The sequence below is a fragment of the Nonomuraea sp. NPDC050202 genome, from assembly GCF_040656115.1.
In the GTDB taxonomy this organism is placed as follows: domain Bacteria; phylum Actinomycetota; class Actinomycetes; order Streptosporangiales; family Streptosporangiaceae; genus Nonomuraea.
The window spans coordinates 27,812-44,573 of the sequence record NZ_JBFALF010000059.1; the positions used below are offsets into that span (position 1 = coordinate 27,812).

The 16,762-nt window shown below is 70.0% G+C and carries 13 protein-coding genes and 3 pseudogenes; 7 read left to right on the forward strand and 9 right to left on the reverse strand.

Annotated elements, in window-relative coordinates:
• Positions 1–170: 170 nt before the first annotated feature.
• From AB0I79_RS59395 to AB0I79_RS59420, 6 genes are all read right to left on the reverse strand, one after another.
• The gene (locus AB0I79_RS59395; RefSeq protein ID WP_357894291.1) at positions 171–2,774 is read right to left on the reverse strand and encodes a caspase family protein; all 2,604 of its coding nucleotides are present in this window, start codon (positions 2,772–2,774) and stop codon (positions 171–173) included.
• 125 nt (positions 2,775–2,899) lie between these two features.
• Entirely contained in the window at positions 2,900–3,493 is a 594-nt protein-coding gene (locus AB0I79_RS59400; protein WP_357894294.1) for a hypothetical protein, read from the reverse strand.
• A gap of 82 nt (positions 3,494–3,575) precedes the next feature.
• On the reverse strand, positions 3,576–3,911 hold the full coding sequence (locus AB0I79_RS59405; RefSeq protein WP_357894296.1) for a hypothetical protein: 336 nt from the start codon (positions 3,909–3,911) through the stop codon (positions 3,576–3,578).
• Positions 3,912–4,521: 610 nt separating this feature from the next.
• On the reverse strand, positions 4,522–4,644 hold the full coding sequence (locus tag AB0I79_RS59410) for a hypothetical protein (RefSeq protein ID WP_357894298.1): 123 nt from the start codon (positions 4,642–4,644) through the stop codon (positions 4,522–4,524).
• A gap of 162 nt (positions 4,645–4,806) precedes the next feature.
• Positions 4,807–6,072 carry a HAMP domain-containing sensor histidine kinase gene (locus AB0I79_RS59415; protein WP_357894301.1) on the reverse strand — a complete coding sequence of 422 codons (1,266 nt, stop codon included), beginning with the start codon at positions 6,070–6,072 and terminating at the stop codon, positions 4,807–4,809.
• The gene (locus AB0I79_RS59420) at positions 6,063–6,725 is read right to left on the reverse strand and encodes a response regulator transcription factor (RefSeq protein WP_357894304.1); all 663 of its coding nucleotides are present in this window, start codon (positions 6,723–6,725) and stop codon (positions 6,063–6,065) included. Before AB0I79_RS59420 ends, AB0I79_RS59415 begins: the two co-directional genes overlap by 10 nt.
• Positions 6,726–6,963: 238 nt before the next feature.
• Here AB0I79_RS59420 and AB0I79_RS59425 point away from each other — a divergent pair.
• Positions 6,964–7,533 (forward strand): annotated as a pseudogene (locus AB0I79_RS59425) (serine hydrolase domain-containing protein); the annotation flags it as partial.
• 80 nt (positions 7,534–7,613) lie between these two features.
• A pseudogene (locus AB0I79_RS59430) lies at positions 7,614–7,994 on the forward strand (serine hydrolase); the annotation flags it as partial.
• Positions 7,995–8,699: 705 nt separating this feature from the next.
• Here the strand turns inward: AB0I79_RS59430 and AB0I79_RS59435 are convergent.
• The 3 genes and pseudogenes from AB0I79_RS59435 to AB0I79_RS59445 all read right to left on the reverse strand — a co-directional run.
• A pseudogene (locus AB0I79_RS59435) lies at positions 8,700–9,233 on the reverse strand (PEP/pyruvate-binding domain-containing protein); the annotation flags it as partial.
• A 135-nt stretch (positions 9,234–9,368) separates the two neighbouring features.
• Entirely contained in the window at positions 9,369–9,542 is a 174-nt protein-coding gene (locus AB0I79_RS59440; RefSeq protein ID WP_357894307.1) for a hypothetical protein, read from the reverse strand.
• Between the two features lie 34 nt (positions 9,543–9,576).
• Complete coding sequence (locus AB0I79_RS59445) at positions 9,577–10,194, reverse strand: TetR family transcriptional regulator (protein ID WP_357894309.1); 618 nt, start codon at positions 10,192–10,194, stop codon at positions 9,577–9,579.
• Positions 10,195–10,775: 581 nt separating this feature from the next.
• Between AB0I79_RS59445 and AB0I79_RS59450 the strand changes: the two genes are divergently transcribed.
• From AB0I79_RS59450 to AB0I79_RS59470, 5 genes are all read left to right on the forward strand, one after another.
• Positions 10,776–12,128 carry a potassium transporter TrkG gene (locus AB0I79_RS59450; RefSeq protein WP_357894312.1) on the forward strand — a complete coding sequence of 451 codons (1,353 nt, stop codon included), beginning with the start codon at positions 10,776–10,778 and terminating at the stop codon, positions 12,126–12,128.
• A 241-nt stretch (positions 12,129–12,369) separates the two neighbouring features.
• Positions 12,370–13,263, forward strand: coding sequence for an ABC transporter ATP-binding protein (locus AB0I79_RS59455; protein WP_357894315.1), 894 nt, complete (start codon positions 12,370–12,372; stop codon positions 13,261–13,263).
• Positions 13,260–14,849, forward strand: coding sequence for an ABC transporter permease (locus AB0I79_RS59460; protein ID WP_357894318.1), 1,590 nt, complete (start codon positions 13,260–13,262; stop codon positions 14,847–14,849). The genes AB0I79_RS59455 and AB0I79_RS59460 overlap by 4 nt, the downstream gene beginning before the upstream one ends.
• A gap of 669 nt (positions 14,850–15,518) precedes the next feature.
• The gene (locus tag AB0I79_RS59465) at positions 15,519–15,962 is read left to right on the forward strand and encodes a CBS domain-containing protein (protein ID WP_357894321.1); all 444 of its coding nucleotides are present in this window, start codon (positions 15,519–15,521) and stop codon (positions 15,960–15,962) included.
• On the forward strand, positions 15,959–16,762 hold an 804-nt coding region (locus AB0I79_RS59470), incomplete at its 3' end, for an SLC13 family permease (RefSeq protein WP_357894324.1). The genes AB0I79_RS59465 and AB0I79_RS59470, both read left to right, overlap by 4 nt.

Below are 16,762 nucleotides of genomic sequence, written 5' to 3' on the forward strand. Positions count from 1 at the left end.
TCCCGGAACACGAAGAGTCACAAGTGCTGGAGAAGCTGCGTAGCACAAGGCACCCGCAACTGTGGTGGACGGCGAGCGCGGGCCCGGCCGGCCGTGTTCATGGGCGCCGACCTCCATCCGGCGTTCGCTGCTGCTCCCCCGCAGCTCCGCACGCGTCTCGCAACCGGCGTTCACTGTCCTGGCCGCGAGCGTCTGCCGGGAAGGTAGACCGCTGCCGCGGAGCAAGCGGCGGCGACGAAGAGCACCGCCACGAAAGTCGGCCAGCTCCGGACCATGGCCAGGTTGTGCACCAGTCCCGCGATGACGGTGAGCTGGACCGCCGCCAGCAGCTCCGGCCGGTCCTCTATCGTCTGGGCGGCCACGAGCAGCAGCACCAGCAGGGCGGGCAGGTACACAGGGATCTGCGGGTAGTCGGAGCCGCTCTCCCACAGGTAGATGCCGCACACGTCCACGACGACCAGGAGCGTGGCCACCGTGCCCAAGACCAGCGGCGGCCGCGTCTGGCCCGCTCGCCAGCGCAGAACCACGCGCGTCAGGAAGAACCCGAGCAAGAGGGCGACCGCCGAGAACACCACCAGCCACGGGGTCTCCTCGCCGGGATCGTCCCTCATGTCCTGAGGGAACCGCAGGTTGATGACGATCACGACCAGCGCGAGTGCCCCGCCAACGGCCCCGGCGGCTCTCCACAGCCGGCTGCCTGGCTGGGCCAGGGTCGTCTCAGTGCACGCGATCAGCAGGAGAAGCAGCCCGGATACCGTGATGAAGATCAGTTCGTCGCGGCTGAAGGCCGCCTCGAAATGGGCGAACACGCCCAGGTGCACAGCCGCCAGACCGGCGGCCGCGCCAAGGCTCGCAGTGCGCCATCGGCCCTGTGGCAACAGGCCGGCCCCAAATGCCGCTGCGATCAGGAGCCACAGCCAAATTCTGTAGTCCGCGACCACCACCCTGCTGAGCATGAGGGAGAACTCGGGCGTGTTTCCAGGGCCGACCAGCAGCAGCAGGCCCGCCAGCAGCGCCAGCCCGCGCAATGCGAGGAGCAGCCACGCGCTTCCGCCCGGCGTGCCGGGATCCCCGCCAGGCGATGCGCCGGCGGCCGGCGGTGCGGCGCTCCTCGCTCCAGGGCTGGTCCAGGAGCCGGGAGCCGACACGGCGGCGCGAGCACTGTCGTCCGGCGCCGCGCGAACGTGGTCGGCCCGCACGTGGTCGGCCCGCACGTCGTCGGCCCGCACGTCGTCGGCCCGCACGTCGTCGGCGGGCCTCTCATCGGCTGCTGGTGCGTCAGCGGCCGGCGCGGCGCGGCTGACGTCCGAGGGCATACGACGGACGCCGTCCGCGGATGTCGCACCGCGGGCATCATCGGGCGAGACGACGGGCACGACCTCCGACGGAGCGGCGGGCGAGACGGCGGGCACGACGTCGTGCCGGGCGAGGGCGCGTGACGCCGCCGCCGAGACGGATCGGCTGTCGTCGTCAGCCAGCTCCTGCAGGGCCAGCCGCGCCGCAAGCGCGAGCCCGGCGTGGCGGCTGTGCCGCAACCGCGCCAGCTCACCGATCGCGCCCTCCCTGATCTTGGCGATCGGGTGGTCGATGGCCTCCTGCAGTTCGGTCGGCAACGGCGCGGGCCGATCCACGGGACGGCCGCGCCGTGCGATGATCAGGTCTCCCTGAACGTCGAACGTCCACTTGCCCGGCGTCTGGCTGGGCATGACCGCCCGTACCTTGTCGTAGACGAAGTCGTACAGCTCATGGATGCCCACATAGCCGTCCTGGTCCCGGTCGGCCTCGCCGGTCTCGAGCCCTTCCACCAGCGCTCTGGTGAACACCGAAGGCGAGGTCGTCTCCTGCGCATCGGCGAGGTCGGTCCCGTCGAAGGCGTACTCCAGGGCGTTGGAGGCCGTGATGACCACTCGCCCGCGCCCGCCGAACTGCTCCTCGACGTGCACGTCCGTCCCCGCCCTCGGCAGCGCGCCGCGTGCGAAGGCGCCCGCGTAGCAGCAGTCGAGCAACAGGACGATGCGCCGGCAGCGACTGCGGCCCATCCGCCGGTTGACGAACTCCGCCGACACCGCGGTGGCTCCCAGCCTGTTGAGCTTGGTGCTGGGCGTGGCGAGGTACAGTTCGCCGTTGTCGTCCTTGACCCCGTGGCCGGAGAAGTGCAGCAACAGCAGATCGTCAGGATGGCGATCGGCGAAGAACTCCTCCACGGCCTCGTTGACGACAGCGGTGGACTCGTTGAGCATCGTGCGTACGTCGAAGCCACCGATGGCCTCGTCACCCAGCACCCTCGCCAGGGCCTCGGCGTCCACTGCCGGCGCCCTCAGCCGCCGCAACCCGGGATCGCCGAACTCGTCACTGGCCACGATCAGCGCGAGACGGCGCCCGGGCTGGGTGGATGCCTCCGGTCGCCCGCGGCGGCGCAACCAAACGTCGGCGAACTCGCGTTGCTCCTTTGACGGGATGCCGGTCAACTCCAGCACGTCGCCGTCGATCTCCAGCTTGACCGAACGGTGCTGATGGCGATTGAGCCAGGCGATCACGGCGTTCACGATCGAGGCGAGCAGTTCCGTACCGGCCAGCGCGATCACCAGGCCACCGAGCGTGAACGACAGAACCGCCCTGGCGCCTTCCGGGATCTCCCCCGCCTCGGCGGCGCCGGACACCACGTCCAGTTCGAGCAACTCCTCCCTCAGCCTGGCGGTGGCCTCGTCCAGCTCCTGGGGATCGGCGGCCGCGTCGATCACGCGTAGCCGCAGCCGTACCGTCTCGCTCAGCATGAGCCGCCTCCGGGGTGGGAACGCAGGACACCGCGAGGACGGCACACCGCCGGAAGTCAGCCGTCACCTATCGATATCGCCGACGATCACACTGTCGCTACGGGCAGTTGTTGCCGTCCCGTCCATCAGCACGTCGACCGCGAACCGCAGCTCGTCATCGCCGCACACAAGCCCGCTCCCCCGGCGGCTGCGATTGGCATCTTCGCCTGGGTGTCGGCGGCGCGGGAGACCTCAGGAGGAGTTCGGCGCCCGCCGCCGAGGTCAGCCGGCCGCCGGCAGCAGGTGTCGTAGGTGAACTCCTCGTCCACCGTGAAGCCGTTGTAGCCGAGCTTGCTGAGGTTGCGCTCCGGGTTCTCCACGTCCTTGCCCTCCACACCGATCTTCAGGTCGCGGTAGGCGGGCACGTTTCCGTACAAGAGCATGATCGGCTTGTTGTCCACCCGGTACAGCGACCTGCCACGCGTGATCGTCGCGCCGCTGCCGGGCAGCCAGGTGATCGTGCCGGGTTGCCGGGCCAGGGCCGAGGTCACGGGGCCGTAGCCGAGCTCGCCGTCGGCGTCCCTGGTGTCGTTCAGGGTCTGCCTGGCCACCGTGGCGGTGGCCGGGGGCAGGGCGCCGGCCGACCTGGTCGGGCCGGCGCCGCCCTCCAGCACGCCCGTGCTGCTGACCGCGACGAACCCGCCACCCGCCGCCGCCACTGCGACCAGGAGCCCGGCCACCAGCTTGCCCCTGCCGCGGCGGCGGCGCTGCCGGCCAGGCGTGCCTCCGGCTCCGCCCTTCCGTCGATGGTGGCCATACCCATCAAGAACCTCCCGGGCTGGCGGCAGCCGACTCCTTCTGGCACTTCTCCTGCGCGGCCTCGAAGTCGGGGTCCTCACCGGCCTCCTGGGTGATGCGCATCATGCTGCCCTCGGGGTCGGGGTAGGACTCCACGCCGTTGTCGCGCATGCACTGGGCGAACTTCAGCGCCCTTTCCTGCGAGTCCGCGCTCGGCTGCGCGCCTGCCGCGGTCTGCTTGCCGGGGCCGCTGGCCGAGGCCACCTCCGCTCCACCCCCATCACCGGAGCCGCAGCCGGTCAGGAGCAGGGTGAGCGCGATCGGTGCCGTGACCAGCGTGCTGAGGATTCGTCGTCTCATGAAAGCATTCCTTGTCGAAGGGAAGGGCGGATGACCCGCCTGAACTCGGCGGCCCGGTCGGGGCCGGTCACCCTCTCGATGATCACGCCGAGCAGCACGTAGTTGGTGGTGGAGTAGCAATACCGCCCCAGCTCGCCCTGAGGCTGAGCACGTGCGGCTTCGACCAGGTCGATCGGCCGTTTCGGGCAGGAGGTCGCCGAGCTTGTCCTCCAGCTTGAGCTTGCCCTCCCCGCCCAGCCGCAGGATGACCGTGGCCTCCATCAGAGGCGAAGGCCAGCCCGGTCATGCCGGCCGCTCGTGCACGGCTCATCTCCTGTGATCCTCTCTACGGAACTTCGAGAGTGATCACTTCTATCCACCGGCGCATATCGGCAGGCGATCGACGCACCATAGGCGGTCCATAGGGAGTGCCTGCGATACTCCCCGGATACGTGTGCTCCTGGCCGAAGACGAGCAGCCTCTCGCCGGATACATCCAGGCAGGGCTGCGCAACGCGGATCGGCCGGCCGCGCGTGCGGGTCTCCGGACGGGCGTGGGTGGCCACCCAGTCCGCCTACGGCCGCGCGGCAGCCGGTAGCCCGGCCGCACAGTCGCGTGTGCGCGTGCCGGGTCAGGGACGGGGGTACGCATTGGCGGTCAGCCGGCGCCGGCTGGTGATCAGCACTGCGTTGCCCGGCGTACCGGGCAGCAGCGCCGCCAGGTGCCGCTCGTCGGCCGCGTCGTCCAACACCACCAGGTAGCGTCCGTCGGCCAGCCTGCCTCGGTGCAGTTCCGCACGCTGCTCCAGCCCTGCCGGCCTGCACCGGTCCCAGGACCCCGAAGATCACCTGCGGTGCCACCGCTTCGCGCTTCCCGCCATGATCGGCGTTCCGCCTCATCACGTGGTTCACTGCGTTCATTCAGCGGGACGGCTCCCCGGTGGTGCCGCACGCATCACGGACGCCGGCTGTGCGGTGACCGCAGCGGGTCGTCGTGCCGGCCGCTCTGCGGCCCGTGAGTGATGCGGGAGGTCGATGGTGATGTCGAGGCCGCCGCCTGGGCGGGCTGTGATCGTGATGTGTCCCTGGTGGGCATGGGTGATCGCGTGCACGATGGACAGTCCCAGGCCCAGGCCCGGGCCGTCGGTGCGGACGCGGGTGCCGTGCCCGTGCACGAACGGTTCCAGCAGCGTCTGCGCTTGCTCGGGCGGGATCTCGCGGCCGGTGTTGCTGATCCGCAGCACGGCGCGTGCGCCCGCTGTGCGCGTCTCGACGGTGGACGTCTCGACGGTGAGGTGCCCGTCGGTGTGGTTGTAGCGGAGCGCGTTGTCGACCAGGTTGCCGACCAGGCGTTCCAGCAGGACGGGCTCGCCGGTGACCAGTGCGGGCCGCAGCCGTGCGCGGATGGCTATGCCGGCGGCTGCCGCTTGTTCCTCGGCCGTGCCCAGGGTGGCTGCCGTGATGGCGGCCAGGTCGGTCGTCTCCTGCGTGCCGGCTCCGGCCTGGCTGCGGGCCAGCAGCAGCAGCCCGTTCAGAACGCGCTGCATGTGCTCGACGGCGTCGCGGACGTCACCGGCCATGGTGAGCAGTTCGTCCCGGCCGGGCTGCCCGTCCAGGGTGACGTCGATGGCGGTGCGGGCGGTGGTCAGCGGGGTGCGCAGCTCGTGGGCGGCGTTGGCGGTGAACAGCCGCTGGCTGTCCAGGATCCGGTCGCGTTCGGTGACGCCACGCTGGATGCGGTCGAGCATGTCGTTGACCGTGCCCGCCAAAGCGGACAGCTCGTCGGCCGGGGCGGTGACCGGGACCCGTTCGGTGAGGTTCTCGGCCGACAGCCGCCGGGCGGCCGAGGAGATCACCCGGATCGGCCGCAGCACCCGGCCGGCCACCAGCCAGGCCAGCACGGCGGCCAGGACGGTCACCACGACGAGCGCCAGAGCGGCCTGGGGCAACAGCGCGGACAGCGTGTCGGCCTGCACCCGGTCGGCGAGATCGCGCAGGTCCTGCGGCTGCGGCGGCATCAGCCGGAGCGTGCTGCGCGGGTCGGGGCCGTTCGGGTCCAGGTGGGTGACGAGCGCCGGGCGGCGCTTCATCAGCAGGTAGGTCAGCCCGGTCAGCGCGGCACCGGCGGCCAGCACCAGCGCGGTCTGCAGCAGGGCGAGCCGGGCGCGGGCCGTCAGCCGCACGGGCCGATCCGGTAGCCGGCGCCTATGACGGTCTCGACCAGCGGCGGGTCGCCGAGCTTGCGGCGCAGCGTGCCGACGGTGATCCGGACCGCGTTGGTGAACGGGTCGGCGTGCTCGTCCCACACCCGCTCCAGCAGCGTCTCGGCGCTGACCACGTCGCCGCCGGCGGCCAGCAGCTGCTGCAGCACGCCGAACTCCTTGGGCGTCAGCCGCAGCAGCCGCCCGTCCCGCTCGGCGCTGCGCCGGGCCGGATCCAGGCTCACCCCGCCCGCGCGCAGCACCGGCGGGCGGGCCGGCGCGCTGCGCCGCACCAGGGCGTGCACCCGGGCCACCAGCTCGGAGAACGCGAACGGCTTGCCCAGATAGTCGTCCGCCCCCAGCATCAACCCGCCGACCCGGTCCTCCACCGCGTCGGAGGCGGTCAGCATCAGCACCCGCGACTCGCCCCGCTGGGCCAGCCGGCGGCAGACCGCGTCGCCGTGCACGACGGGCAGGTCCCGGTCCAGGACCACCACCTCGTACGGGGTGAGCTCGCACTTGTCCAGCGCGCTTCGACCGTCCAGGGCGACGTCGACGGTGAAACCGTGCTTGCGCAGCCCGGCCTCGATGTAGCCGGCCAGGGGCTGCTCGTCTTCGACCAGGAGCACACGCATCCGGGCAGTATCGCAGGCGTCCACCTATGGGCCACATATGGTCCGCCGATCGCCCGCCGATAAGCAGCGGCCGGTAGATGTGATCACCCTCGAAGAACCTCATGAAAAGGATCACGACGAGATGAGCCGTGCACGAGCGTCCGGCATGACCGGGCTGGCATCGGCCATGCCAGCGTTGAGTCTCCACACATCCGCCACCGCCGCCGTGGAGGTCAAGCCGGGAGACGTCCAGCAGGCGATGGAGGACCTGGCGAAGACCGATGGCGTGGTGGGGGCCATCGGCGAGCTGTACGTTGATGGCCGGCGCAAGGGGCAGGGAAGCGCGGGGACGCGCCTGTTTGGCGGCAAGGGTGGGCACATTCCTGCGGCTTCCCGTTACCGGGTGGGGTCCCAGACCAAGCTGATGACGGCCACGGTGGTCCTGCAACTGGTCGAGGAGGGCAAGCTCGGCCTGGGGGACACGCTGGCCTCCGTTCTGCCGCAGGTGGCGCAGCAGGATCTGGTCGAGCGGGCCGGCGAGATCACCGTCCAGCAACTGCTCCGCCACAGCTCCGGCATCCCTGACTTCTTCGCTTCGGGCAAGTTCGGCGACACCTTCGACTTCACGACCTACCACTCCCCGATCGATCTGGTGAAGGCCTCCCGCGAGGTCTCCCGCGTCGGGGAGCCGGGCGCGGGGTTCGTCTACTCCAACACCAACTACGTTCTCCTCGGCCTGATCGTCGAGAAGGTGACCGGCCGCGGCCTGTCCGCCGAGCTGGAGCGGCGTCTTTTCGTACCTCTGGGGATGAGGCACACCTATGTGACCAGCAGGCCTCCTCAGGGGATCAAGGGCCCGCACGCGCACGGCTACCACCCCGACGCCAAGGGCAGGCCCGCGACGTCGACCGGCAGAACGCGAGCTTCGGCGGCGCGGCCGGAGGGGTGGTCTCCACCTCCGGCGATCTCAGCGCCTTCTACCGCGCGCTCAACCAGGGCCGGCTGCTGCCGGCGGACCTGCAGGGGCACCGGCTGCTCAACGCCAAGCTCACCCGGACCGTCATGGAGGGCAAGGTGCAGGGCCTGAACAAGGACAGCCAGTACGGCTACGGCTTCAGCGACGAACTGCGCAACGGCGTGCGCGTGGTCGGCCACAACGGCGGCATCCCCGGCTACTGGAGCGAGCTGGACATGTTCCCCACCAAGGGCTACACCATCGTCATCCTCACCAACCAGGACCTGGCCCTCTTCGAGCCGCTCAGGAAGGCCAGAACCCTGATAACGGGTTGAGCGGGCGTTTCCTCCCTTCTCGTCCCGGCTACAGGGGTACACGGTCCTGGTGGCGACGAGCTGCAGCGAGGACGGCCGGCGCGCCACCGGCCCACTTGAGGACGAGGTGACCATGTCACCGCGCACTATCAAGCCTCCAGCGATATGCGGCAATTGCCGCATATCGCGTTCGCATTTCTTTGGCCCTCTCAAGACAAGTGGCCGCTTTTGTTTGGACGTAACGTCATCAACGATCGCCACAAAAGCCCCACACGACACGCCGCACGCCCATCATCTTCAGAAGCCGCGGAAGCGGGGTCAGGAAGAGGCACGGTCAGCGCCGTGGGAGTCACATGGGCGGCTCTCTAGTGTCCGGCGAGTTGTTGCCAGCCCTCCGAGGTGAGGGCGTGGGCGGGCATGCCGGAGCCTGCCAGGCGTTTCCACAACCGTGGCGACACCAGCAGGACGGCACTGATGAGCGCGAGGGGGATGGCGCCGCCCGGGTCGGAGCGCACGCAGGGGCAGCAGTTCCTCTTCGCTTCCGGCGTACCAGGAACGGCGCAGCGCGGCGGCGGCCAGTTCGTTGAGGATGTCCCGGCGGCCGTGGCCGAGTTCGGCGTGCCGGATGACCGCCATGAGCAGCGCGTGGGTGCGGACCCCGGAACGCGCCTGTGGTGGCGGCCCTACCCGCTGGCCTCGTGAGACGGCCAGCCACCGCCGGACGAGGTCGGGCACGACGGTGCCCTCGACGATGGCGGTGCCCAGGCCGGGGGCCGCGTCGACGACCATCTCGGTACGGCAGCCGGTGATCGGGTTGGCGGTGAACATCACACCGGCCGCGACCGGGTCGACCATCCGCTGGACCACCACGGCCATGGCCGCGTCATCGACGCCTGCGGCGGCGCGGTAGGCGACGGCGCGCTCGGTGAACAGGGAGTCCCAGCAGCGGCGAACCGCGTCGATCAGCGCACCTGGGCCTTCGACGTTGAGATAGGTGTCCTGCTGGCCGGCGAAGCTGGCCTCCGGCAGGTCCTCGGCGGTGGCGCTGGAGCGCACCGCCACCCGCCCGCCGCCGAGCCGCTCGTACGCCTCGACCAGCTCCTTCTCTGGCAGACGCCCCGACCGGTAGGACTCGACGGTCAGGCAGAAGCCGTCGGGAACTCGCTCCCCCGCCTTGATCATCTCCCCGAGCCCGGCGGCCTTACCGCCCACGAGGCCGAGCATGGAGCCATCGATGTCAGGCAGCCGGATCAGGTCCATCGCGCCTTCTTTCCCAAGGCCAGCATCATTCGCAACAATGCCGACCAGGCTTCCCGGCGCTCCATTCCGGACGTTAGCACCGCCGAAGCTCGCGCACAGACTGACCATGGCGCCTTTGGTCCTGTCGGTGCAGACCTAGCGGATCAGCACGGTCGGCCGGTCGCCGAGCCCTTGGGGGGCGTAGTGGTCGGCCAGCAGCACGACGCCGTCCGGCATCGGGACAGGCAGGTCCTTGTCGATGGTCACGTTCTCGGTCTCGGCCGGGGCCAGTTTCGCCCTTTTGGCCAGCACTCTGGCGGCGATGCTCATGACAGATGTTCCCTTCCTGGCAGAGGCGCAGCGTTCATCGCGAGCCGCACTGTGGCCCGCGTTCGTCACGCACGGCCTTCCACGCCTCCAGGGCGCGCTCGTCGGCGAACACGCCCCGGGTGAAGATTTCGATGCCGGCGCGGGAGAAGCGCAGCAACGTCCGCATGTCGTGCACGTCCGTCACGCCCAGCGAGCGTGCCAGATGTTCACCGAACGCCAGCGGCGCCGGCAGCCACGTCACGTGCATCGCGGCCCGCGCGGGCGGGTCGTCGCTGGGCTGCACCCAGCCCTCACGTACCCCCTGCTCCAGCCATTGACTGGTGGAGGCGACGAGCTCGTCGAACAGCGCCGCCGCCTCCGGGGTGCTGTCCAGGAACCCCGTCCCAGGTAGCGGCGTACCGCCGTACCCGCCTCCAGCATGGCGGCCAGTCCTGCCGTGTCGCCCAGGTCGGGCGTCCGGAGCATCACGCACCAGCGAGATCACGTAGCCGTCACACGCCTGGCGCAGGCCCTCCTTGGTGCCGAAGTGATGCAGGATCAGGACGTGCGAGACGCCGGCCCGCCGGGCCACCGCGCGAAGACTCACCGGGCCGACTCCTTCGGCGCCGAACAACTCCAGCGCCGCGTTCCTGACCCGGGCTCGTGCGGTCAATCATCCTCGGCTGATCGCATGGACAGCATGCTAACCATATGGTCAGCGGAGAGGGAAGCCGGTGCTGTCGGCCTGATCATGTCGGTTTGCATCGCGGCACGGTCACGCTACACACGGTGCCTGGCAGCACGTAGGCAGGCACGTCTTCTTGCGGGGCCTGACAGGCTGGCGTCCTGAGCTACTCGAAGACTGCCTCGGCGTACACGTCCGGAACCGCCGCCGGTGTCACGCGCCCGATCTCCCGAACACGCGCAGCTTCCAGCCAGGCTGCTGTGCAAGCAGGTGATCGATCCGTGCACGGGTGATCATTGGATACCAGCAAAGGACGCCGCGCCAGCAGCGAACCGCGATCGAGGATCCGAAGGCGCACTGGACCACCACTGCGACGCGGCCGAACATCAACCACCTGTGTTCGGCACGGGCCGACTTGTTCTGGTCGCGCGCCGCGGTGCGCTACGGTATGGCCCGGAGTGCCGGGAAGTCTGGTCGGCGAGGTCTACAGCCGCGCGACTGAACGGAGGCTCCGCGATGGATGACGGTGGTTCCAGCTCGCCCGGCAAGCTGCGTTGCCAGGGAACCCAGTGAAGCGGCGTCAGCCGGCAGTGCCGGGGCGCGGCCGGCATCCGGCCGTGGTCATCGCGGCCGGGTTCGGCTCGGCAGTGCTGATCGGGACACTGCTGCTCGGCACCCCGCTCGCTACGACGGAGGGAGACAGCTCCCACTGGCTCACCGCGCTGTTCACCGCCACCTCCGCCGTCTGCGTGACCGGCCTGGTCGTGGTCGACACCGAGACGCACTGGTCGGTGTTCGGTGAGGTGGTGATCCTCATGCTCATCCAGGCAGGTGGGCTGGGCATCATGACGCTCGCCACGCTCGTCATGGTCATCGTCGCCGGCCGGATCGGCCTGCGGGCCAGGCTGTCCGCCCAGTTGGAGACCAAGTCGGTGGTGGCGGCCGACCTGCGTCACGTGCTGCGCAAGGTGGTGACGTTCAGCCTGATCTGCGAGGCTGCCATCGCCGCCGTCCTCGCCGTACGCTTCGTCACCGGGTACGGTGAGCCGCTGGGCCGGGCCCTCTACCTCGGCGTCTTCCACGGGGTATCAGCGTTCAACAACGCCGGCTTCGCGCTCTGGCCGGACAATCTGATGCGTTTCGTCACCGATCCGTGGATCTGCCTCACCATCGCCCTGGCGGTCATCGTCGGCGGCCTTGGTTATCCCGTCGTCTTCGAGCTGCTGCGCACCTGGCGCCACCCGCGCCGCTGGTCGATACTGACCCGCATCACCGTCGGCGTGAGCGCCTTACTCCTCGGCGCCGGCACTCTCGCGTTCCTGGTGACCGAGTGGCGCAATCCGGCGACGATGGGCCCCCTGGACGACTCCCACAAGCTGCTGGCCGCCTTCTTCGCAGCCGTCATGCCGCGCTCCGGCGGCTTCAACACCCTCGACATCAGCCAGATGTACCCCTCCTCCTGGCTGGTCACCGACGTGCTGATGTTCATCGGCGGCGGTAGCGCGGGAACCGCGGGCGGCATCAAGGTCACCACATTCGGCTTCCTGCTCTTCATCATCTGGTCCGAGATGCGGGGCGAGCATCAGGTCAACATCGGCCATCGGCGGCTGCCCTCAGCCAGCCAGCGTCAGGCGCTGTCCATCAGCCTGCTCGGAGTCATCCTGGTCGCGATCTCCACCTGGCTGCTGCTCATCATCACCTCACACAGCCTCGACCAGGTGCTGTTCGAGGTGATCTCAGCCTTCGCCACCAACGGCCTGTCCACCGGCATCACCGCCGACACCTCACTGGCCGGGCACGTGCTCTTGAGCGTGCTGATGTTCATCGGCCGCATCGGCCCGCTCACCCTGGGCTCGGCGCTCGCCCTGAAACAGCGCACCCGCCGTTACGAACTGCCCGAGGAGAAGGTGATCCTCGGCTGACGAGGCGGGAGCCCAGAGTTCGCCGGTGGGCTGAGCTGAACCGCTCCGGGGTCGGTGGAGACTCTGGTGTGCCCTGGGTTTGGTGGGGTCGCCGGTTGGGGCTGGTGCTGAGCGTCATAGAGGGCCGTGATCAAGGCCGGCCCGTCTGGCGGAGCGTCAGCGACGCTGTTACTGTCGCTCGTGGAGCGCCGGGAAGTCTGGTCGGCAATGTCAAATCGGACCAGCCTCATGGAGGCGCCTCATGGAGAACCTTCCTGCCGTCCTCATCAGCGGCTTGACCAAACACTTCGGCAAGGTCCGTGCCCTGGACGGGTTCGATCTCACCGTGCAGGCCGGCGAGGTGCACGGATTTCTCGGCCCGAACGGCTCGGGCAAGACCACCACGCTACGGATCCTGCTCGGCCTGCTGCGGGCCGACTCCGGTCACGCCGAACTGCTCGGCGGCGACCCGTGGCGGGACGCGGTCGAGCTGCACCGGCGGCTGGCGTACGTGCCCGGCGACGTCGTGCTGTGGCCTGCCCTGTCCGGCGGCGAGGCCATCGACCTGCTCGGCCGGTTGCGCGGCGGGCTCGATCGGCGGCGCAAGGCGGCGCTGCTGGAGCGCTTCGACCTCGACCCCAGCAGGAAGGGCCGCGCCTACTCCAAGGGCAACCGCCAGAAGGTGGCGTTGATCGCCGCGCTGGCCTCGGACGTCGAGCTGCTGCTGCTCGACGAACCCACTTCAGGCCTGGACCCGCTGATGGAGGCCGCGTTCCGTGAGGTCATCGGCGAGGAACGCGCCCGCGGGCGGACCGTGCTGCTGTCCAGCCATGTCCTGTCCGAGGTCGAGGCGCTCTGTGACAAGGTCACGATCATCCGAGACGGGCGGACGGCGGAGACCGGCACTCTGGCCGAGCTACGCCATCTCACCCGTACCACGATCAGCGCCGAACTGGAGCGCGGCCCTGACGGCCTGACCGGCCTGACGGGTGTGCACGACCTGGTCGTCGACGGCCCGCGCGTACGCTTCCAGGTCGACGGCGAGCACCTCCAGACAGTGCTGCGCGTGCTCACCGACTCGGGCGTGCGCACGCTGACCTGCCAACCGGCCACCTTGGAGGAGCTGTTCCTGCGGCACTACCAGGTCGCGGCATGACCGGCACGCTGACGTTGCTGCGGCTGGCGCTGCGCCGCGACCGCATCCTGCTGCCCGTCTGGATCACCGTGATCGTCGGCGTCATCGCCGCCAGCGGCGCGGCCATCGCCGAGCTGTACCCGCAGGCGGGCCAGCGCATCGCGCTGGGCGTCACGATCGGCGCGGCGCCCGCGCTGCAAGCGCTCACCGGGCCGGTCTTCGACGCGGCCTCGGTCGGGGGGCTGACCGCGTGGCGAGCCACCACCATGACCTCGGTGCTGGCCGCCTTGATGAGCATGTTGACGGTGACCCGGCACACGCGGGCCGAAGAGGAGACCGGCCGGGCCGAGCTGATCGGCGCATGCGCGGTCGGCCGCCAGGCAGTGCCTGCCGCGGCGGTGCTCCTGGCCGCGGGCGCGAACATGCTCATAGCGTTGCTGATCACGGTGAGCCTGGCCGGGCAGGGGCTCCCCCTGGCGGGTGCGCTCGCCTTCGGCCTGGCCGTGGGCGGCACGGGCTGGGTGTTCACCGGGGTCGCGGTCCTCGCCGCCCAGCTCACGGCGTATGCCAGGACCGCCAACGCCATCGCCGCCGCCGTCCTTGGCCTGGCCTTCCTACTGCGCGCCCTCGGCGACGCTGCGAAGGTGGAAACGCTCGCATGGATGTCTCCCCTGGGCTGGGCGCAGCGGGTGCGGGCGTTCGCCGACGAGCGATGGTGGCTGATAACTCTGTTCGCCGTCGCCGGCGCGGCGCTGGTAGCCGGGGCGGCGCTGCTGGCCAGGCGGCGAGACCTCGGCTCGGGACTCGTGCCCGCGCGCCCGGGCGTTCCGGATGCCGCACCGTATCTCAGAAGCCCGATGGCCCTGGCGTGGCGGCTGCAGCGCGGCAGCCTGCTCGGCTGGAGCGTCGGCTTCGCCGTCGTGGGCCTGCTGTTCGGCGCGCTGGCCCACAGCGTCGGCGACATCGTCGGTGACAATCCGCAGCTGGCCGCCATCTTGGCGGCGATGGGCGGCGCGGGAGCGCTGACCGACACGTTCCTGGCCGCCGAAATGGGCCTGCTCGGCTTGGTCGCGGGAGCTTATGCCGTTCAGGCCACGCTGCGGTTGCGGGACGAGGAGTCGGCGCTCCGGGCCGAACCCGTCCTGGCCACGGCCGTGGCCCGCCGGCGTTGGAGTCTCAGCCATCTGGGCACGGCGCTCGGTGGCAGCGCCGTGGTCCTCGCGGCGGGCGGGTTGACCGCCGGGATCGCGCACGGTTTCAGGATCGGCGACCCGGTCGGGCAGGGCGTCCGCATGCTCGGCGCGGCGCTGATCCAGGTGCCGGCCACGTGGACGCTCGTGGGGATCGCGATGTTGCTGTTCGGGCTGCTGCCCCGGCTGACCGTGCTCGCGTGGGCGGCGCTGCTGGCCTTCGCCCTGCTCGGCCAGCTCGGCGAGCTGCTCCAGCTGGACGACTGGGTGCGAGACCTGTCCCCCTTCGCCCACGTGCCGCGGGCGCTGGGCCAGCCCGTGGATGTCGGACCGCTGCTTTGGCTCGGCTTCGTCACAGCCGTGCTCCTGCTGGCGGGGATGGCGGCCTTTCAGCGGCGTGACGTGCAGGGCGGCTGATGGGCTTGAGTTCTCTCCTTGGGATGCCTGGCGAACGTGCGGCGGAGCGAAGCAGCGGGGATCAAGCACGTGGGCCCGCGAGCGTAGTCGACCTGGACGAGCGTGAGATCCGCGTTCGCTTCGTGTTCATGGACGCCCGGGTCTGAGGCCTCCGAGATCCACGCGGCCGGGGTCGCGCAAGTCAGCGTCGTTATGGCTGGGGCGCGAGGCGGCGCGAGTCGCCGGCAGCCTGGGGCGTAGCAGTGGGGGCGGGCCTGCTGGTGATGAGCGCCTTCGGAATCGGCACGAAGACGGGCGCTTCGGCGGACCTGGTCGGATTCGCTGCGGTGGCGTTCGGTCTCAGGCTTCCCGTGTTGGTCCTCACGCTGTGTGCTCGCCGCCCTGATCACCCATCGAGCACCGGCCGTGGCCCCGGCCGCCGTGGTGAGCATGGCCGCCATCAGCGTTACCGCCGGGATTTCTCTCGGCGGCCGGCACGCGCCTCGGCCGCAGCCAGTCAGCCTTGTTGGTCCTGCCTGCTCCTGTCTGTTCGAGTGCCACAGGGGCGGTACATACGCCATGGGCAAGGCCGAGCAGCCCGGTGCAGGCGGTTGCTGATACGTTGTCGGCAGGTGTGCCGGGAAGCCTGGTCGGCGAGTTGATGTCGTCGTTCCCAAGCGAGGCCTCCTGATGCGTGCGCGCGACCTGGTCACCGATTTTCCGACCGTTACCCTGGACACATCCATTGCGGCGGCGGCACGTCTGCTGGCCCAGCAGCGGTTGCCCGGGCTGATCGTGGTCGACGAGCAGGGGATGCCCTTGAGCGTCCTGCCCGGCACGCAGGTGCTGCGCCTGGCGGTGCCGGACTACTGCCAGGAAGATCCGGCGCTGGCACGGGTGGTGGACGAGGAGCACGCCGACCGGTTCCTGCGGTCGGTGGCCGACCGTACTGTCCGCGAAGCGCTGCCGCCACGGCCTCGGGAGCTTCCCATCACCGATCCCGATGCCACGCTGCTCGAGATGGCTGCGTTGATGGCCCGAACGCGCAGCCCGCTGGTGGCCGTGGTGGACGACGGGCAGCTCATCGGCGCCGTGACGCTGCAGGCGCTGCTGGACCGGGCGGTGTCCGCGTGACGGTCACTGCCTGGGTGGCGGTGGCGGTCTTCCTCGGCGCCTACGCGCTGATCGCCAGCGAGAAGATCCACCGCGTCGCGGCGGCGCTCGGCGGGGCCGGGATCATGCTGCTGATCCACGCCACCGACGCGCACGCCGCGTTCTTCTCCGAAGAGACCGGCATCGACTGGAACGTCATCTTCCTGCTGCTCGGCATGATGGTGATCGTCGGTGTGCTGAAACAGACCGGCGTCTTCGAATATCTGGCGATCTGGGCGGCCAAGCGTGCCAGGGGCCGGCCCTATCGGCTGATGGTGCTGCTGGTCGTGATCACCGCGCTGGCCTCGGCGCTGCTGGACAATGTCACTACGGTGCTGCTGATCGCGCCGGTGACGTTCCTGGTGTGCGAGCGGCTGGCGCTGCCGGCGGCGCCGTTCCTCATCGCCGAAGCGATGGCCTCGAACATCGGCGGCGCCGCCACCCTGGTCGGCGACCCGCCGAACATCATCATCGCCAGCCGGGGCGGGCTGAGCTTCAACGACTTCCTCGTGCACATGGCGCCGATGGTCGTCGTGCTGATGATCGTATATATCGGTATGTGTCGTTTCCTGTTCCGCAAGTCCTTCGTCTACGACCCGGAACGGGCAGCGGAGGTCATGGCACTGAACGAACGGGAGGCCATCGCCGACCGGCGGCTGCTGTGGCAGTCACTGGCCGTGCTGGCGTTGGTCATGGCGGCGTTCGTGCTGCATCCGGTGCTGCACTACGAGCCGTCGGTGGTCGCCGTGCTGGGCGCCGGGGTGCTGGTCGCCGCGACCCGC